General features: G+C 61.2%; 16 protein-coding genes and 3 tRNA genes. 5 read left to right on the plus strand and 14 right to left on the minus strand.

Annotated elements, in window-relative coordinates; genetic code table 11:
• Together ACMXX3_RS09105 and ACMXX3_RS09110 are read right to left on the minus strand one after the other, a co-directional pair.
• Nucleotides 1–1,176 (minus strand): thiamine pyrophosphate-dependent enzyme, encoded by a 1,176-nt coding sequence (locus ACMXX3_RS09105; RefSeq protein WP_421084398.1) that lies wholly within the window; start codon nucleotides 1,174–1,176, stop codon nucleotides 1–3.
• 170 nt (nucleotides 1,177–1,346) lie between these two features.
• The gene (locus tag ACMXX3_RS09110) at nucleotides 1,347–2,492 is read right to left on the minus strand and encodes a histidinol-phosphate transaminase (protein WP_421084399.1); all 1,146 of its coding nucleotides are present in this window, start codon (nucleotides 2,490–2,492) and stop codon (nucleotides 1,347–1,349) included.
• A 149-nt stretch (nucleotides 2,493–2,641) separates the two neighbouring features.
• Between ACMXX3_RS09110 and ACMXX3_RS09115 the strand changes: the two genes are divergently transcribed.
• A tRNA-Thr gene (locus ACMXX3_RS09115) sits at nucleotides 2,642–2,713 on the plus strand.
• 75 nt (nucleotides 2,714–2,788) lie between these two features.
• On the opposite strand, the gene ACMXX3_RS09120 is transcribed toward ACMXX3_RS09115, so the two are convergent.
• The 4 genes from ACMXX3_RS09120 to ACMXX3_RS09135 all read right to left on the minus strand — a co-directional run bounded on the left by ACMXX3_RS09120 (nucleotide 2,789) and on the right by ACMXX3_RS09135 (nucleotide 5,919).
• Nucleotides 2,789–3,025 (minus strand): hypothetical protein, encoded by a 237-nt coding sequence (locus tag ACMXX3_RS09120; protein WP_421084400.1) that lies wholly within the window; start codon nucleotides 3,023–3,025, stop codon nucleotides 2,789–2,791.
• Nucleotides 3,026–3,035: 10 nt separating this feature from the next.
• Nucleotides 3,036–3,887: an HpcH/HpaI aldolase/citrate lyase family protein gene (locus tag ACMXX3_RS09125; protein ID WP_421084401.1), complete on the minus strand. Its 852-nt coding sequence runs from the start codon at nucleotides 3,885–3,887 to the stop codon at nucleotides 3,036–3,038.
• 99 nt (nucleotides 3,888–3,986) lie between these two features.
• Nucleotides 3,987–4,778, minus strand: coding sequence for an ABC transporter ATP-binding protein (locus tag ACMXX3_RS09130; protein ID WP_421084402.1), 792 nt, complete (start codon nucleotides 4,776–4,778; stop codon nucleotides 3,987–3,989).
• A gap of 49 nt (nucleotides 4,779–4,827) precedes the next feature.
• Nucleotides 4,828–5,919, minus strand: a complete 1,092-nt coding sequence (locus ACMXX3_RS09135; RefSeq protein WP_421084403.1) for an ABC transporter permease — start codon at nucleotides 5,917–5,919, stop codon at nucleotides 4,828–4,830.
• 255 nt (nucleotides 5,920–6,174) lie between these two features.
• On the opposite strand from ACMXX3_RS09135, the gene ACMXX3_RS09140 reads away from it, so the two are divergent.
• On the plus strand, nucleotides 6,175–7,554 hold the full coding sequence (locus ACMXX3_RS09140; RefSeq protein WP_421084404.1) for a sensor histidine kinase: 1,380 nt from the start codon (nucleotides 6,175–6,177) through the stop codon (nucleotides 7,552–7,554).
• Nucleotides 7,544–8,173, plus strand: coding sequence for a response regulator (locus tag ACMXX3_RS09145; RefSeq protein WP_421084405.1), 630 nt, complete (start codon nucleotides 7,544–7,546; stop codon nucleotides 8,171–8,173). The genes ACMXX3_RS09140 and ACMXX3_RS09145 overlap by 11 nt, the downstream gene beginning before the upstream one ends.
• Here ACMXX3_RS09145 and ACMXX3_RS09150 read toward each other — a convergent pair.
• The 3 genes from ACMXX3_RS09150 to ACMXX3_RS09160 all read right to left on the minus strand — a co-directional run bounded on the left by ACMXX3_RS09150 (nucleotide 8,170) and on the right by ACMXX3_RS09160 (nucleotide 11,027).
• A complete protein-coding gene (locus tag ACMXX3_RS09150) occupies nucleotides 8,170–9,303 on the minus strand; it encodes an acyltransferase family protein (protein ID WP_421084406.1) in 1,134 nt (377 codons plus the stop codon). The genes ACMXX3_RS09145 and ACMXX3_RS09150 overlap by 4 nt on opposite strands.
• Before the next feature lie 168 nt (nucleotides 9,304–9,471).
• Entirely contained in the window at nucleotides 9,472–9,963 is a 492-nt protein-coding gene (locus tag ACMXX3_RS09155; protein ID WP_421084407.1) for a dehydrogenase, read from the minus strand.
• 71 nt (nucleotides 9,964–10,034) lie between these two features.
• Entirely contained in the window at nucleotides 10,035–11,027 is a 993-nt protein-coding gene (locus tag ACMXX3_RS09160; RefSeq protein ID WP_421084408.1) for an NAD(P)H-quinone oxidoreductase, read from the minus strand.
• Nucleotides 11,028–11,262: 235 nt separating this feature from the next.
• Between ACMXX3_RS09160 and ACMXX3_RS09165 the strand changes: the two genes are divergently transcribed.
• Nucleotides 11,263–11,350: transfer RNA gene (locus tag ACMXX3_RS09165), tRNA-Ser, on the plus strand.
• A gap of 115 nt (nucleotides 11,351–11,465) precedes the next feature.
• Here the strand turns inward: ACMXX3_RS09165 and ACMXX3_RS09170 are convergent.
• On the minus strand, nucleotides 11,466–11,840 hold the full coding sequence (locus ACMXX3_RS09170) for a hypothetical protein (protein ID WP_421084409.1): 375 nt from the start codon (nucleotides 11,838–11,840) through the stop codon (nucleotides 11,466–11,468).
• Between the two features lie 179 nt (nucleotides 11,841–12,019).
• Between ACMXX3_RS09170 and ACMXX3_RS09175 the strand changes: the two genes are divergently transcribed.
• Nucleotides 12,020–12,111 (plus strand) — tRNA-Ser (locus ACMXX3_RS09175).
• 136 nt (nucleotides 12,112–12,247) lie between these two features.
• Here ACMXX3_RS09175 and ACMXX3_RS09180 read toward each other — a convergent pair.
• From ACMXX3_RS09180 to upp, 4 genes are all read right to left on the minus strand, one after another.
• Complete coding sequence (locus ACMXX3_RS09180) at nucleotides 12,248–12,775, minus strand: SixA phosphatase family protein (RefSeq protein ID WP_421084410.1); 528 nt, start codon at nucleotides 12,773–12,775, stop codon at nucleotides 12,248–12,250.
• Between the two features lie 104 nt (nucleotides 12,776–12,879).
• Nucleotides 12,880–13,662, minus strand: coding sequence for an alpha/beta fold hydrolase (locus ACMXX3_RS09185; RefSeq protein WP_421084411.1), 783 nt, complete (start codon nucleotides 13,660–13,662; stop codon nucleotides 12,880–12,882).
• 169 nt (nucleotides 13,663–13,831) lie between these two features.
• On the minus strand, nucleotides 13,832–14,608 hold the full coding sequence (locus tag ACMXX3_RS09190) for a winged helix-turn-helix domain-containing protein (protein WP_421084412.1): 777 nt from the start codon (nucleotides 14,606–14,608) through the stop codon (nucleotides 13,832–13,834).
• Nucleotides 14,609–15,055: 447 nt separating this feature from the next.
• Nucleotides 15,056–15,694, minus strand: a complete 639-nt coding sequence (upp, locus tag ACMXX3_RS09195; protein WP_421084413.1) for a uracil phosphoribosyltransferase — start codon at nucleotides 15,692–15,694, stop codon at nucleotides 15,056–15,058.
• Nucleotides 15,695–15,916: the final 222 nt, after the last annotated feature.

Below are 15,916 nucleotides of genomic sequence, written 5' to 3' on the forward strand. Positions count from 1 at the left end.
TTAGGCCTCCTCAAATCCGTCGTTGTAGGCGCGGTAGAAGGCGCGGTCGTCCTCTACCTGCTGGTGGGGTGCGGCGTAAGCGCGGCTCAGGTGGGTTTCGAAGTCTTCAGGTTCCCCGGTGAGCACCGCTGCCCTAACGCGCTGGGCCAGGGCGGCAGCGTCCTGCCCTACCTCCTCGAAGAAGGAGTCGGTGGCGTAACCGGCCTGGCGCAGGTGGGCTTCCAGGCGGATCATGGGGTCGCGCGGCCCGTAGGTGCCCTGGTGGTCTTCAGGACGGTACTTGGTGGGGTCGTCTGCGGTGGTGTGGGGGCCAAGGCGGTAGGTTTCAGCCTCGATCAGCACCGGGCCTTCGCCGGCCCGAATCTTCTGCATGGCGTAGCGGGTGGCTGCGTAGACAGCTAAGACGTCGTTGCCGTCAACGCGCAGGCCCTCAAAGCCGTAGCCTGCTGCCCGGGTAGCCAGGGGTACGCGGGACTGGGTTTCGAAGGGAACCGAGATAGCCCACCGGTTGTTCTGGATAAAGAAGAGGACGGGGGCGTTATAGCTGGCGGCAAAGACCATGGACTCGTGGACGTCGCCCTCGGTGGAGGAGCCGTCCCCGAAGTAGACTGCCACCGCTGGCTTCTCGGCGTCCTGGGTGGGGTCGGTTGCCTGGCCCTGGCCGGTCTGGGGTTGGCCGGTCTCAGCTTCGATGTCGGCATCCAGGTTCAGGCCCATGGCGTAGCCGGTGGCGTGCAGGACCTGGGCGGCCAGAACCAGGGTGTAGGAGTGGACGTTATGCTTTTTGGCGTCCCAGCCTAAGGTGCCGCTGCCGCGGAAGAGGGGGGTGATTTCCTCTGCTGTAATACCGCGTTCCAACAGAACGCCGTGGTCGCGGTAGGAGGGGAAGATGTAGTCGTTGGCAACCAGGGCCCGGGAGGAGGCTACCTGGGCGGCTTCCTGCCCCTTGGAGGGCACCCAGAGGGCCAGCTGCCCCTGGCGCTGCAGGGAGGTCATTTCATCATCGAAACGACGGGTCAGGGCCATGGTGCGGTAGATGCTCATCAGGTCTTCGCCGGTCAGTTCGTCAGCGAAGGTCGAGAAGGTGGCGTGGGGGGTGATTTCGCCAGCTTCATCCATGAGCTGGATCAGCTCTGGTACACCCCAGGGGTTCTCGGGGGTTTTCGTCTGTGACATGGGGTTCTCCCTTATTCTCGCTGGCGTACTCGTATAACCCTACGCCTGTAGGCCGGGCAGAGCGACACCATTTTTAGAATTTAGACGGATTTTTTGCAAATATGTGATGAATCTTGGGTACAAAGAGGGGTGGGAGCTTGCAGATGCTCCCACCCCAGGAGCTGCCAAGGCTAGATGTGTTCCTTAGGCGCCTGCGTCCTGTGCTCAAACTGCTCAGCTAGGGCCAGGAAGCGGGTGTTGGCCTCGTCCTCACCGATGCTGACGCGCACCCCTTCACCGGCAAAAGCGCGGACGGACAGGGCGTTAGCATCAGCCAGGGCCGCGAAAGCAGTAGCGTACTCGCCCAGGGGCAGCCAGACGAAGTTGGCGCGGGTTTCAGGGACCCAGTAGCCCAGGTCAGTCAGCCCGGCGACGACGCGCTCGCGTTCGGCTACCAGGTGGGCTACCCTGTCCATCACCTCGCTCTTGTGCTCAATGGAGGCGATAGCTGCCTGTTCGGCCAGGGCGGTAACGGCAAAGGGGACGGCCCCAACACGCAGGTGGGCGGTAACGTCGGGGTGGCTAATGGAGTAGCCAACGCGCAGGCCCGCCAGGCCCTGGGCCTTGGAGAAAGTGCGGAGGATGGCGACGTTGGGGTAGTCAGGGTAGATATCTAGGCCATTGACGGGAGCCTCTTGGCCTTCAGGGATATCGGTGGCGGCGCAGAACTCGAAGTAGGCTTCGTCGATCACCACCAGGACGTCACTGGGCACCTTGGCCAGGAAGTTGCGCACCTGGGATTCGGTGACAGCTGGGCCGGTGGGGTTGTTGGGGGTGCAGATAAGGATGACGCGGGTGCGGTCGGTGACGGCTGCGGCCATGGCGTCGAGGTCGTGGGCCCCGTTCGGCAGGTTGGGGATCTGGACGCTCTTGGCCCCGGCCAGGCCGACGCAGATAGGGTAGGCCTCAAAAGAGCGCCAGGCGTAGATGACCTCGTCCTGGATACCGTCGGCGTGGGTGCCGGCAAAGGTGGCCAGGAGCTGGTTGAGGGCACCGAGGCTACCGGCGCCGGTGACGATATCTTCAGGGGCGATACCCAAGTCAGCCCCGAGCTTGGTACGCAGGGCTGAGCTGGTGGGGTCGGGGTAGCGGTGGACGGTATCGAAGCCAGCCAGAACCTGAGCTACTGACGCCACCGGCCCGAAGGGGTTCTCGTTGGAGGAGAGCTTGTACTGGGTGAGGCCCTCCACGGGAGCCGGGGGTTTACCGGCTGCATACTTGGGGAGCTGGGAGAAAACCGGGCGGGGGTTGAGCCCGGAACGCTGTGAAGTAGTCATGCCGTCCATTCTAGTGGCACACACCACACTTGTTTAGGGTGGTGGGTACCACTTTTTTGGCGCTCAGTGCAGGGCACTAGGTGGTGGGCACCGGCCCTCTTCTGGTAAAGTTTTCTTCGTTCACCTGCCTGCAAGGGCATTGAACGCAGGCCTCCATAGCTCAGGGGTAGAGCATTTCCCTCGTAAAGAAAAGGTCGTCGGTTCAAATCCGACTGGGGGCTCGCCGATAAAAAAAACCTCCTGCCCGCACCTATTCGGTGCAGGCAGGAGGTTTTTTGTGTATCTGGCACCCGGCCCTATTCTTCGCCCAGGTGGTTATCGGCCCCGTAGCCGATCAGGTAGGCCCAGACCCAGGCGGTGACAGGGGTCAGGAAGGCCAGGGCGAACCAAGAGGTGTCACCGGCAAAGAGCCAGCGGTAGAACACCCATAGGGAGGCAGCGGGCACCAGGAGGAAGGCGAAGAGGGCTAAAAATCCGCGGGAGAAGCCGCCGGAGGCCGTCCTGCGCTCATCAAAACTAAAGTATTTTTTCACGGTGCCCCCCCTAGCTGCGCCACAGGCCGTAGGTCTTGGCCAGGGACGATACCTTGCGGGCACGGGCCAAACGGGGCAGGTAGGAGCCGTCCTGGGGAACAGATTCGCCTTCTGACTTCTGAAGTAGCTCGCGGGCCCATTTGATTTCATCAGCCGAGGGGGCCAAACCGACGTTGATGGTTTCGGTCTGGGCTGGATCCAGGGTCAGCTTACCGGTCATGCCGTGGCTGGTGGTGACAGCGCAGTCCTGGAGTAGGTCACCGCCGTACCTGCCCACGGAGGGCCCGTCAATGGGGCCTGCCAGGCCGCCAACACGGGAGGCCAAAACCAGCTGGGAGCGGGCAAAGGCCAGGGCGATACGGTCATCGGAGACACCGGTATCTCGCCGGTAGTCGCCAACACCAAAGGCCAGGCGGAAGGTGCCAGGGGCCTTAGCAATACGAACCACATTGACCATACCCAGGGCGGTTTCAATCAGGGCGATCACGGGGGTACCGGCAGGCAGCATCATAGCGGTGCGGGTTACATGGTCGGGGTGCTCGGTCATAGCCAGCATGACCCCCTTAAGCCCCTTGGCCCTGTTCAGGGCTTCAAGGTCCTTGGCCCAGTGCTCGGATTCAATTCCGTTGATACGCACCCAGGCGGACGCACCGCCGTTCAGCATCTCCACGACGTGCTCACGGGCGGCGTCCTTCTTCTCTTCGGGGCAGCCGTCCTCAATATCGATAATGACCGAATCAGCTTCAGATTCGAGGGCTGCGGCGATAGTTTCTTCACTAGCGGCAGCAGATACCAGCAGCCAGGAGCGGGAGAGGCGGGCGGGCAGGGAGGCGGCGCGTTCGTTGCGGTGGAAGCTAATCACGGAATCGTCCTTGGGTTGAGACAGCTAACCCTTAGATTTTACAGGCGATCACTCAGCCTGTGAGCGGTCTATCCCACAGGCTGAATTGCCCTGGTTGTTTTAGCCGAGGAGGCGCCCATCAGCCATGGTCAGCACGGTATCCACCGCCCGGCTGTGCCCCTGGTCGTGGGTAATCATGAGGGTTGCGGTCTTGAACTCGGCAGTTACCTGCCCCAGCAGGTTCACTATCGCTTCGGAGCGTTCAGCATCCAGGGCGCTGGTGGGTTCATCAGCCAGCAGCAGGGAGGGATTCCCCATCAGGGCCCGGGCAATGTTGACCCGCTGCCGTTGGCCACCGGATAACTGGTGGACCTTCCGGCTGGCGGCTGCTTCCAGCCCCACAAGCTCCAGAAGGTTTTGAGCCCGGCGGCGGGCCTCCTTCAGCCCTGCTCCCTTAGCCCCGCCAATGCGGGCAACCAGTTCAAGCTGTTCGGCAGCTGTCAGGGACGGGATCAGGTTGGGCTGCTGGAAGATCAAGCCGATTTCACGGCGGCGCAGGGCAGCTAGTTGGGCGTCCTTGTAGCCGGTGGTGTCAGCCCCCTGGATCAGGCGCTGGCCACCGGTGGGGGTAATTAGCCCGGCAGCTACCGACAGCAGGGAGGACTTACCCGAGCCAGAGGCCCCCGTCAGCGCATAAAAATCCCCCCGTTTCAGGGTCAGGTTCACCCGGTCTAAGGCCCGCAGGATAACCGGCTGACCGTCAGCGTCCACCCCGTCGGGGTAGTCCAGGGTAATGTCGCGCAGCTCCAGGACGGCAGCGCCCGGCTTCTCCGGGGCAGCCGGCTGGGGGCCGCCTGCGGGATTTTCCACATCAGTGAGGCGGGTCAGAGGGGATGAAAGAAGGTCAGTCACGGTCAGTCTCCAAATCTATGTACAGGGATAGTCCAAGAACCTAGAGGGGCTAGTTGCCACCCAAAGCCAGCATGGGGTCAACGGTAGCGACCCGGCGCAGGGCAATAAAGGCCCCGCCCATACCCAAGGCCCAGATACCGGCAGCAGGCCCAAGCACGGTCACGGCAGTCAGCTGGAAGGGCAGCACCCCGGCCGCGAGCGCCCCCAGACCCAGACCAATGAAGGCCCCTACCCCGGCACCGGCTGCTAATACTGTGGCTGCCTGGGCGAGGGCGTCCTTGGTCAAGAAAGAGCGGGAGGCCCCCAGGGCCCGCATGACGGCAAGATCGCGGGTGCGCTGGATAGTCCAGACGGTGAGGAAAGAAACGATGACCAGGGCTGAAATGCCGTAGAGGAAGCCCTGCATGGTCATGAGGGAGCCGTTCTCAGATTTGTAGGACGGCAGGGCGGCAAAAGCCTCCTGCGGGCTCAGGGCCAGGGAGTCAGTTGCCTGGGCGGTAGCTGCCGCGTCCTTAGCCCCGGTGACGGCAAGGACGGTGCCTACCACCGCGTCCTGCCCCTCAACCAGGCGCTGGTGGGTGGCTGCCTGCCAGGTGGAGGTGGTCGCCCAACCGGCAACGGTGTGCGAGTAGAAGGAGTCTTCAGCAATACCGGAAACAGTCAGATCAGTACCTGAGAAAATCACCGTCTCACCCACCTGCGCGTCGATGTCCTCAGCCACAGAGGCAGGGAGAACCACCTGGCCATCAGCAGCCTCAAGCCCCTCCACCAGGGGAGCAACCGCCTGTGGCAGGGGGCTACCGGCAGGAGCAGCTACCAGGGTCATCGAGGAGGCCCCAGCCCCCTCCACCTTGCCCGTAGCAAACCCCAGGGGAACCACCGCCCCAGCCTCAGACGCCCACCGCTCCACCAAGGAAACAGTCACAGCAGAATCCGTGAAAGAAGCCGCGTCCCCCGGATTCGAGGGAACAAACACCAGCTTGTCAGCATCGAGCTTCTTCAACAGGTCCGTATTCTGATTACCCAGCCCACCGGTGAGGCCAGTCAGCATCACCAGCAAGAGGGTAATAAGGGCAACCGTCGCCCCCATCAGGGCAAAACGGCCCTTAGCAAAGAGGATGTCACGCCAACCAACAAACACAGGTAATCACCTTCCATCACACCTGGACTTTGAAACTACCTCTATTCAACCCCGGCTACCCATCAGCCCACATCGGGGTAAGGGTTGAAACCCCCATCAACCAAAAGGTTGATTGAAGAAGCTACACCAGGCAGGCTAGATTGTTATCGGCCCAGCCAACACCCGCAGTTGGCAGATTCCCTGCACCTTCTGTCAGCCCACCTTTGCCCTAGTACCGGCCCCACCCGCCGCACCGTCCCCAGTAAAGTTATCCCCATGACCCCTCCCCAGACCCCTGCCCCGGTGTCGAAACAGTCCCGCCTGGTCCTCTCCGCCCTGCGGGTCAGCCTGCACGTCATGTTCGCCTTCCTGCTCGGCTACGGGGCCGTATTCGCACTCGTAGGGAGCATCTACGAAACCCGACACGCGGCCATCGGAGGACTAACACTCACCCTCGGCGGCCTCTACCTGTGGGGCACCGTCCTCGAAAAACGCAGGGGACTTCCCCGCACCCTCACCGACCTCATCCGCCGCCCCGGCCCAACCCCCAACCAGCCAGCACCCCGCCTAGGTCCCGCCCACCTCTGGCTCGCCCTCATCACCACACTCTGGCTAGGACTCATGTGCCTAGACTCCGCCTTCACCTGGGTCGTCTTCCCCATCATGTTCCTCTACCTCCACCTCCTCACCCCGGCCCCAGGCGTCCTCGCAACAACCCTCCTCTGCACCGCAGCCGTCACCCTCCCCCTCCTCGGGCCAGCCGGATTCGGCTGGGACCACATCCACCAGCACGGCATCGCCCCCGGCTACCTCATCGGCCCCACCCTCGGAGCCCTCCTCGCCATCGTCGTCTCCTTCACCTACCGGGCCCTCAGCGAAGACTCCGCCCGCAACTACGCCCTCGCAGAACAACTCCGGGCCGTCCAAGCCGAACTAGCCACCCAACAATACGCCGCCGGAAAAGTCGCTGAACGAGAACGCCTCGCCCGCGAAATCCACGACACCCTCGCCCAAGGACTCTCCTCCATCGTGCTCGTATCCCGCGCCGCAGCAGGATCACTAGCCGCCGGACACCCAGCCACCGCAGCTGAACAAATCCGCGTCATCCACGACTCCGCAGCCACCAACCTGGCCGAAGCCCGCCGCTTCATCAAAGACCTCTCCTCCCCAGCCCTCGACACCTCCTTAGCGGGAGCGCTCGCAGACCTAGCCCACATGACCCAGGCAACAGCCCAGGCCGCCGGAAGCACCCTCACCTGCACCTTCATCCTCGAAGGTCATGAGGACGAAGCCAACGCCCTCCCGGCCCCCACCGCCGCCACCCTGCTGAGGGTAGCCCAGGGGGCCCTCTCCAACGTCCTTGCCCACGCCCAGGCCACCCGGGCAGCGGTAACCCTGACCCTCTGGCCAACTGAAATTACCCTTGATGTGTTTGATAACGGCCAGGGCTTTACCCCGCACCACCTGAAGACACTGGGCGTCCCCTCCGCCTCCGTCCCCCTGACGGAAGCCGGAACCGGTTACGGCCTCCCCTCCCTCGAAGCCCGTCTGGCCCAGCTCAGCGGTAGCCTAGAGATAGAAAGTTCTGGTGACGGTACCGTCCTCACCGCCCGCCTGCCCCGCACCACCGACCCGGAAGCCTCCCATGACCGTTAAAGTCCTGCTCGTTGATGACCACCCCGTTGTTCGGGCGGGCCTTCGTGCCATGTTCGCGGGTTTTCCCGATATTGAAGTGGTAGCTGAAGCGGCCGACGGCAGCGCCGCCTTAGAGTGCGTCCGGCAGATCACCGAGCGGGGGGAGAGCCTCGATGTGGTGGTTATGGATATTCAGATGAAACCGGTCGGCGGGGTCGAGGCTACCCGCCTGCTGGCAGAGGCGGGGGGCCCGCCCGTCCTGATTCTGACGACCTTCGACACCCAGGGCGATATCGTCGCTGCCCTTGAGGCAGGGGCTCTGGGCTACCTCCTCAAGGATGCCCCGCCCGAGCAGGTCCAGGCCGCGGTGCGGGCAACAGCCCAAAGGCAGCGCACCCTCTCCCCGGAACTAGCTGCCATCCTGGTTGAACGGATGCACAAGCCGGCGGTGACGCTTTCCACCCGGGAATTAGAACTGCTCAAACTGCTAGAGACCGGAGCGACCAATAAAATGCTGGCCGAGAAGCTCTTTATCTCCCAGGCCACGGTCAAAACCCACCTGGTGCATATCTACACCAAGCTGGGCGTCGATAACCGCACCGCCGCAATTGCAGCGGCCCGGGCTGAGGGGCTCCTTTAAGCCTTCTGCTCCTTCTTCCAGGAGGAAGAGAAGTAGCGTTCCTTGAACCGCTGCACAGGGATCTCAACGATGAGGTACATGAGGACGCCCGCACCGATTCCCACGGTGGCCAACAGGGCCACCTGGGCAACTAGCGGCAGGGAATGGAGGGAGGGCTCTAGGGCCTTGAAGAGGACGTCATGAACCAGGTAAATGGAATAGCTTGACAGGCCAATGAGCTGCAGGGGTCTCCAAGCCAGCATCCGGTGAACTGCCGCCCCCAGGGGCTGGCGGGAGCCCACCAGACCCCACAGAATAATGGCTGCGGTAGCCCAGGCCTGCAGGGAGTAACGGATAGTGTCGCGGAAGGTCTCCTCCCGGATCACCAGGGTCAGCAGATAGACCCCCAAGGCCCCGAAAAGCACCCAGTTCCGGCCCAGCAGGGGCACGGTACGGCCGTCCTTGAGGGAGGCGGTGCGGCGGTAATGACGGCCGGTAACCTCCCGCCCCAAGACCATCTCATCCGCCGCGTACCGGTGGTACCAGAGGGCCGTCAGCATACCAATTGCGATAGCCTCAACCCGGGTATCCGTACCGAAGTAAATACGGTCATCACTGGCTCCGGCTAAGCCCAGGGCCACCCGGGAAATAAAGGAATAGACCACCACAGCCACCGCCAACAGGGCCGCATACATGCGGTAGGACTGCAGCTTCACCAGCACCAGCCACACCAGCGCAAAAACCAGGTAGAACTGCTCTTCAATGGATAGGGACCACATGACGTGGGTGCCCGGGAGCACCGTAATCTGAGAGTCCAGGTAGCGCAGATTAAAGAAGAAGAAGACCTGCCCTAAGAAGTCGAAAGTATCGACGGCACCGCCTGCAGCCTTGTAAATCAAGGTGGGAATCACAATGGCCAGGATCAGCGGCGGGGCAATCTTGAGCAGGCGGCGAATATAGAAACCGGGGACGTCAAATGCACCGGTTTTGTCCCGCTCTCGCAGCAAGAGATAGGTGATGATGAAGCCTGAAATGGCGAAGAAGATAGTGACGCCAGAACCACCCGGCACAAAGCTCAGCCCGGCATGGGAAAACACCACCAGCAACACAGCGAAGGCGCGCATAGCGTCAATGTGGGCATAACGGTTCATGGGTGTAGGCCTCCCCCAGGCAATCAACGAGTGGGTCTGCGCCCTGAAGTGGTGCGAACGGGCACCCCACTACCTTACCCGGGCAGGTGCCCTGCCGGTAGGTACAGTTCTGGGGATAAGGGGGCGATATTGGTGACATTCACCAGACCACCTCCCCGCTACCCCACATCAGGACGCCGCCACCTGCGCTTCCTGCCGGGCCGCGCCCAGGCGGGCTTCGGCGTCCTCAATATGCCTCAGCACAATCTCAACCCGGCGGGCAATTCCCTCGGTATTAGAGCAACCACTAGCAACCTCGCAGGTGCCGGAGCAGCGGGTCATAGCCAGCGCCTCGGCGCAGAGGGCCAGGGCATTCCCCGCCTTAGACAGGGACCGGTGCAGATCAGAATAAACCCCGCTCGGAGAGGCCGGAACGTCATTCCCCTCGCTGGGGGCCAGTTTGTGGGCTTCGGACGCTACCGCCCGCACCCGGGGCAGCACGTCGGCCAGCTCGTTGGCCAGGGGGATTACCTCTTCAAGGAGGGGCCCCTCAGGCACGCGTTCAAGAATTTGGTGGAAGCGGTCAAGGCCCCTCACGAAACGGTCGTGGGCCCGGCGCCAGAGGCCCTTGCCGAGTTCGGCGTCGTCCCTGCGTCCCTGCAGGAAGTCTTTGATACCCACGAAAAGGGCTCCTTTCACATCTACTGCTACTTAGGTTACCCTAACAGGCCCTTTGGCGGGGTGGGGCAAGGTCACGGGATGAGCAGGATCTTTCCCGTGTTCTCCTGACCCTCCATCCGGGCGTGGGCCGCGGCCGCATCGTCCAGGGGGAAGGTTGCACTGGTGTGGATTCCAATCTCCCCCTCTTCGATCAGGGGCCAGACCAGCTGGCCAACAGCGTCCACAATTTTAGCTTTCTCAGCCCCCGGCCGGGAGCGCAAAGAGGTGGCATGGACGCTCAGGCGACGCGACAGCATATACCCCAGGTTCAGCTCCCCCTTGGGGCCGCCCTGCACCCCGATCACCGCCATGGAACCGCCCACGGCCAGGGTCTTGATGTTCTCAGCCAGGTAGGGGCCGCCCACGACGTCCAAAAGGTAGTTGACCCCGCGCCCGTCCGTGAGGTGCCGGACGACCTCCCGGAAGTTCTCAGTGCGGTAGTTAATCGCGTGTGCCCCGAGGGCTCGGATCAGGTCACATTTTTCCTCACTCCCGGCAGTTGCTATCACCTGCAGGCCCAGGGCGTGGGCCAGCTCAAGAGCATGGGTGCCGATTCCGCCACTGCCGCCGTGAACCAGCAGGCTTTTACCGTCATTGGCCGCCCGGGTGGTTCCAGCGCCCAGAGTCATGATGAGGTTGGAGTAGACCGTTGACGCCACCTCAATCAGACCGGCTGCGTCCGTGAGGCTCACCCCGGCTGGAACAGGCAGGGTATGGGCAGCATCGACGGCAACGTACTCGGCATACCCGCCACCGGCCAGCAGGGCAACGCGCTCCTGGCCCACCAAAGACTCATCGACTCCCTCGCCAACAGCCTCAACCGTGCCAGATACCTCCAGGCCATAAATAGAACTTGCCCCCGGCGGTGGCGGGTAAAAACCCTGCCTCTGGACGCAGTCAGCCCGGTTCACCCCCGCAGCTGCCACCTTTATCAGCACCTGCCCTGCAGATGGCACCGGCACAGGCTGCTCCGTTACCGCCAGGACCTCAGGGCCCCCGTGCTCTGCTTCGACAATTGCGCGCATCTCTTCTCTCCTTCTGCCATGTAAGGACGCCGGCATCTTGCGATTCACGCCCAACCCCCGCGTCCGCCGCCTAGGGTAGCTAGCTTCTCAAAGGCTTACCCTGGTTCTTTTGGTCTCTAGCCTAGTCACAGCAGGCGCTTCCAGTCCCCTCTTGAGCGAGACTCAAAGCACAAACCCAGCAATTTGGCAACAGACCAGAAAGCGGGTAGTATGGTACGAGTGCTATGCACAGTTTGGATGGTTGTCCGAGCGGCCGAAGGAGCTGGTCTTGAAAACCAGTAGGCGGCAACCCCGTCTCGTGGGTTCAAATCCCACACCATCCGCAAGCTAAAGCCCGCTCCCGCAAGGGGGCGGGCTTTTTCATGCCCGGGTTCAAAGACAGAAGCGGGAGCAAGCCTCAGCCTGCCCCCGCCCGTTCTACATTAAAGACTTCTAGTGTTAGTAGCTAGAAGACGTGCCGGCGGTGCCAATCAGAATAACGACAAAGGCAATGTAGGCGATGATAAACAGCAGGGAGAGAATACCCAGAACCAGGCCGATCCAGCCGGTTACCTTCCCAACGGTTGCCTCTGCCCCGTAGGATTCTGCCTTACGAACCTGAGAAAGGGCAAGGGGACCAAAAACCACGCCGAGACCCGCAATCACGATGGACAGAATACCGAAAATCATGGCGTTCTGAGCGTGCTTCTGCCCCTCAGGGTTTACAGCAACCTGGTTGTAGTTCTGGGCGTAGGGCTGCTCGCTGGGCGCACTATAGGAGCCGTAGTTCTGCTGTGAATTCTGTGGGTCGTGCTGGTTATACGATTCTGACACGCCTATTTCCTTACTGTTGGGTGTTGGACGCTATCTATACCAGTTTATCAAGCAGGTCTCAGACACCTCCAAGGTGAACGTCTGTATCTCAAGGGGTTTTGACCGCCACTACTTTTGTCGCTAGTATGGGTAGAGCTGTGTTGCTAGGCCAGGTTGACGGGCCGAACACACCAGCACCTGGAGACGTGCCAGAGCGGCCGAATGGACTTCACTGCTAATGAAGGGTCGGGGTTAAACTCGACCGGGGGTTCAAATCCCCCCGTCTCCGCCACAAAAGAAACCCCCGTTTACACTAGTCAGACTAGAGTAAACGGGGTTTTTTCTGCTTGCATAAGGCATCCGGGGCCACCGTCCGCCCACACGGTCAAGCTAAGATCGCCGGGCCGCTAGAACCTAGAAGGCAGAGCCTAAAAGGTAGCGAAGTGGGTCAGGCGGGCTTCGCCTTCAACAAGTTCGTCCCAGCCACCGGGCACTTCAAAGACAGTAAGAGAGGACGGGGCATACCCGTAGGAGGTATCCATCAGGGCCTCGTAGTCGGAATCCGGGCTCGCCAGTTGCAGGGCCGCGTCCTGCACACCGGGCAGGTGGGCAATCAGCATCAGGGAACGGACGCCCGCCGGAGTGCGGTTGATGGTCGTCAGAAGTTGGGAGGCAGGAGCATTGTAGAGGCGCTCGTCCAAGCTAGCTGTCGGCGCTTTCTCCCCCAGGGCCTCAGATACCCAGGTGGTTGTCTGGCGGGTTCTCAGAGCCGCTGAACTCACCATCATTTCGGGGATAAAGCCGTGCTCCACCAGCCAGGCACCAGCTCGGGGGGCCTGCTCGTGGCCGCGACGGGTGAGAGGGCGGTTGAAGTCGTCCAAGCCCCAATCAGCCTCTGCATGGCGCATGATAATCAGGGTGCGGGCGTCGTGGCGGGGTAGAGCAAAATCGGTCATGCCCCTATCCTACTTCTTCGCGGGGTCCGGAGTTAGGTCCAGGGGTAGGTGCCCAGGCCCCTACCGGTGGCACTACCTACAGACAGTTGTCAGGACGGGCCAGCTCAGCTTTCGGTACCGATAAAGCGGCGCAGGGCGTAAATAGTTTCCTCCGGCTTCTCAGAATGAACCCAGTGGCCCGCCCCCTTAATGACGACCCTGCGCACCAGGGGAAAAAGCGCCTTCATCGGCTCAATGTCTTCTTCGGTGATGTAGGGGGAGTTCCCCCCGGCCAGCCACAGAACGGGGCCGTCAAAGTGGCCGTCCGCCCCGGGCCACCCCATAATGGCAGCCAGGTTTTCCCGGAGCATCTTCAGGTTTGGTTCCCAGGAGTTACCGTCTTTGGACATGGAAAGGTTCTGGAGTAGAAAGGCCCGCACCCCGGCGTTAGGGACATTGATGGCCAGATCAGCATCTGCCTGGGAGCGGGTGGTGTAGGTGTCAATGGGCAGGCCCAGCATGGAGTCCATGAGGATTTCAAAACTACCCTTAGAGTTACCCGGGGCAATATCAATGACGACCAGCTTTTCAACCAGGTGCGGGTGCCGCAGGGCCAGGAGCATCGCGATTTTACCGCCCATAGAGTGGCCCATGAGGATAATCTTCTCCCCTGCCGCGTATTCTTCGATAGCTTCTGCAGCGAGGTCTGCCATGATCCGGTAGTCGAAGGTGTCGGTCCAGTAGCTGGCCCCGTGGTTGGGCAGGTCAACCAGTAAGGTCTGTACGTTCTCCCCCAGGGCTTTGGCGATTCGGGTGAAGTTTTTGCCGCGCCCCAGTAAACCGTGCAGGAAGACGGTTTTGAGAGGGCCAGATCCAACCAGGGCAGTCTTGAGGGCAGTAGAAGTCATGTCCTCTACTTTACGGCTTCCCCCCGTGAAGGTTTGTACCAGAAAATGCCCGTGAGCCGGTAAGGTGCCGGAATTTTTCAGGCAGGGCCTAACGTCCGCCCCTCTCCGGCTATAGCAAAGGCGCCGCCTTCTGGCTGTGAAGCCAGCGACGGCGCCTTGTGGAGGAACCTTAGATGGAATACTCGGGTGCTGCCCAGACGACAACCTCGGGGTGCTCATAGAAGCGGTACCCCTGGCCGCGGACGGTACGCACGGTGTTAGACAGGCGGCCCAGCTTAGAACGCAGGCGGCGGATATGGACGTCGATAGTGCGCTCATTAGGCACTTCTTCAGCATCGCGCCAGAGGCTGGTCAGCAGCTCTTCGCGGGCAACGGTGCGCTGGCCGTTCTCTACCAGGTAGTTGAGGAGTTCAAATTCCTTGTAGGTCAGGTTCAGCAGTTCGCCGTCCAGGAATACTTCGCGGCGTGAGAGGTCGATCAGGACGCCAACGCTGTGGGTGGGCTTGACGTCTTCGGCGGACGTCTGGTGGGCCGCCGTTGAAACAGCCTCAGGCTGGTAGTGTACGGCGGTGGGGTCACCCAGGGCGTTGCGGACGACCTCAAGGTCGGTTCCCTGGGCGTCAGAAGGGGCTAGGGCTACGGCCGCGTAGGATTCCGCACCGGGCACCTGATTCTGGACATAGGCGCGGGTGTCCTGGACGATACGGACCAGGGAGGTTCCGTGGCTGGCCGCTGCTTCTTCACTGAGGCCAACATAAATCACGAAGCCACGGGCTTCATTCTCAGGCGCAATCGCGCGAGGGGGTTCTGGCTTATAGGTCATCGGGCGAAGATTCGTAGGCTGCTGCTTTGCAAGGCCACGACCAAGACCGGCGGCGCCATGCTGGCGCTGTGCGGCAGAGCGGTTGCGCTGTGAGATGTGTACGTATCCCGGTGCACCTGACATTTGTCTACCTTCTCCCTTATCTCTCAATAACAAGATGTGTGGTTCCTGATAGGCAGCATGTGTGATGAGGGTTGCTGTCTACTTTTAATCGTTGTCGCTCGGTGCGTATAAATCAAGTAACATTTGAAAAAATCTCTTGGGAATTTTGCCCACGCCCGCCTTTACCCCTCGGCCAGGCTGATATTTTTTCCAGGAAAAAGAATATATTTGCAGCAATTCACGGAAGATTTTGCGAGTTTCCGGGGCGAGTCTTGCATATTTTTTCCCTACATACCCTCGCGTGAGCTAGAACGTGTTCTACATCATTTGTCAAGGGATATATTTTTACCAGCGTCTCACCATGCAATACTGCAAGGCCCCACCCAGCCGCCGCGCGCCCGTCCGGCCCTAAAAAACAAGCGGGGTGCCCAGCCCATCAGACTGAACGCCCCGCCCACAAAAGACCACTTAGCCAGCGACGCCGTACAAACGGTCGCCAGCATCGCCCAAACCGGGCACAATGTAGGACTTCTCATTCAGGCGCTCGTCCTGGGCAGCCAGGAAGAGATCAATGTTCTCAAGGCCTTCAACACCCTTTTCAAGGGCAGCGATACCTTCAGGAGCACCGAGCACACAGATACAGGTAATATGCTCAGCACCGCGGGCACGCAGGAACTTGATAGCTTCAATCAGGGTGCCACCGGTTGCCAGCATGGGATCCAGGACGTAAACCTGGCGGCCGGTAAGATCCTCAGGCAGGCGCTCTGCGTAGGTGACAATATCCAGGGTTTCCTCATTACGAGCCATTCCCAAGAAGCCCACTTCGGCGGTGGGGATCAGGCGGGTCATACCTTCGAGCATACCCAGGCCGGCGCGGAGGATCGGGACGATTAGCGGGCGGGGGTTAGCAATATGGGAGCCTACAGTGGTAGCCACAGGAGTCTCAACCTCGCGGGGCTCAACACGGATTTCCCGGGTCGCTTCGTAGGCCAGCAGGGTCACTAGCTCATCAACCAGCTGACGGAAGGTGGGAGAAGGGGTGTTCTTGTCGCGAAGGACAGTGATTTTATGATCGACCAGGGGGTGATCTAGAACTTTAATACGCATAGTTAAAAGCTACCACCGGTAACCAAACCCCGTGCAGAGACAGGGCTGGCAACCCGTTCATGAGCGCACTATCTTGCACCAACCGCCAAAAAGTGGCAGTGGCACTGCCACATTTGGCGGCCAATGCCATAGGTATAGATAGGGACGTTGGGCAAATGAGTATCATACGAGTATCACGGCTGGGCAGATTTATGTCAGATTTACGTGGCGGGGCCATTTTTG

Source organism: Rothia nasimurium (assembly GCF_049068285.1).
In the GTDB taxonomy this organism is placed as follows: Bacteria; Actinomycetota; Actinomycetes; order Actinomycetales; family Micrococcaceae; genus Rothia; species Rothia nasimurium_I.

Excerpts from the sequence above, each read along its gene's own strand:
- ACMXX3_RS09105 (WP_421084398.1), bottom strand. The coding sequence starts at position 1,176 with ATGTCACAGACGAAAACCCCCGAGAACCCCTGGGGTGTACCAGAGCTG.
- ACMXX3_RS09110 (WP_421084399.1), bottom strand. The coding sequence starts at position 2,492 with ATGACTACTTCACAGCGTTCCGGGCTCAACCCCCGCCCGGTTTTCTCC.
- ACMXX3_RS09140 (WP_421084404.1), top strand. The coding sequence starts at position 6,175 with ATGACCCCTCCCCAGACCCCTGCCCCGGTGTCGAAACAGTCCCGCCTG.
- ACMXX3_RS09145 (WP_421084405.1), top strand. The coding sequence starts at position 7,544 with ATGACCGTTAAAGTCCTGCTCGTTGATGACCACCCCGTTGTTCGGGCG.
- ACMXX3_RS09150 (WP_421084406.1), bottom strand. The coding sequence starts at position 9,303 with ATGAACCGTTATGCCCACATTGACGCTATGCGCGCCTTCGCTGTGTTG.
- ACMXX3_RS09160 (WP_421084408.1), bottom strand. The coding sequence starts at position 11,027 with ATGCGCGCAATTGTCGAAGCAGAGCACGGGGGCCCTGAGGTCCTGGCG.
- ACMXX3_RS09180 (WP_421084410.1), bottom strand. The coding sequence starts at position 12,775 with ATGACCGATTTTGCTCTACCCCGCCACGACGCCCGCACCCTGATTATC.
- ACMXX3_RS09185 (WP_421084411.1), bottom strand. The coding sequence starts at position 13,662 with ATGACTTCTACTGCCCTCAAGACTGCCCTGGTTGGATCTGGCCCTCTC.
- ACMXX3_RS09190 (WP_421084412.1), bottom strand. The coding sequence starts at position 14,608 with ATGTCAGGTGCACCGGGATACGTACACATCTCACAGCGCAACCGCTCT.
- upp (WP_421084413.1), bottom strand. The coding sequence starts at position 15,694 with ATGCGTATTAAAGTTCTAGATCACCCCCTGGTCGATCATAAAATCACT.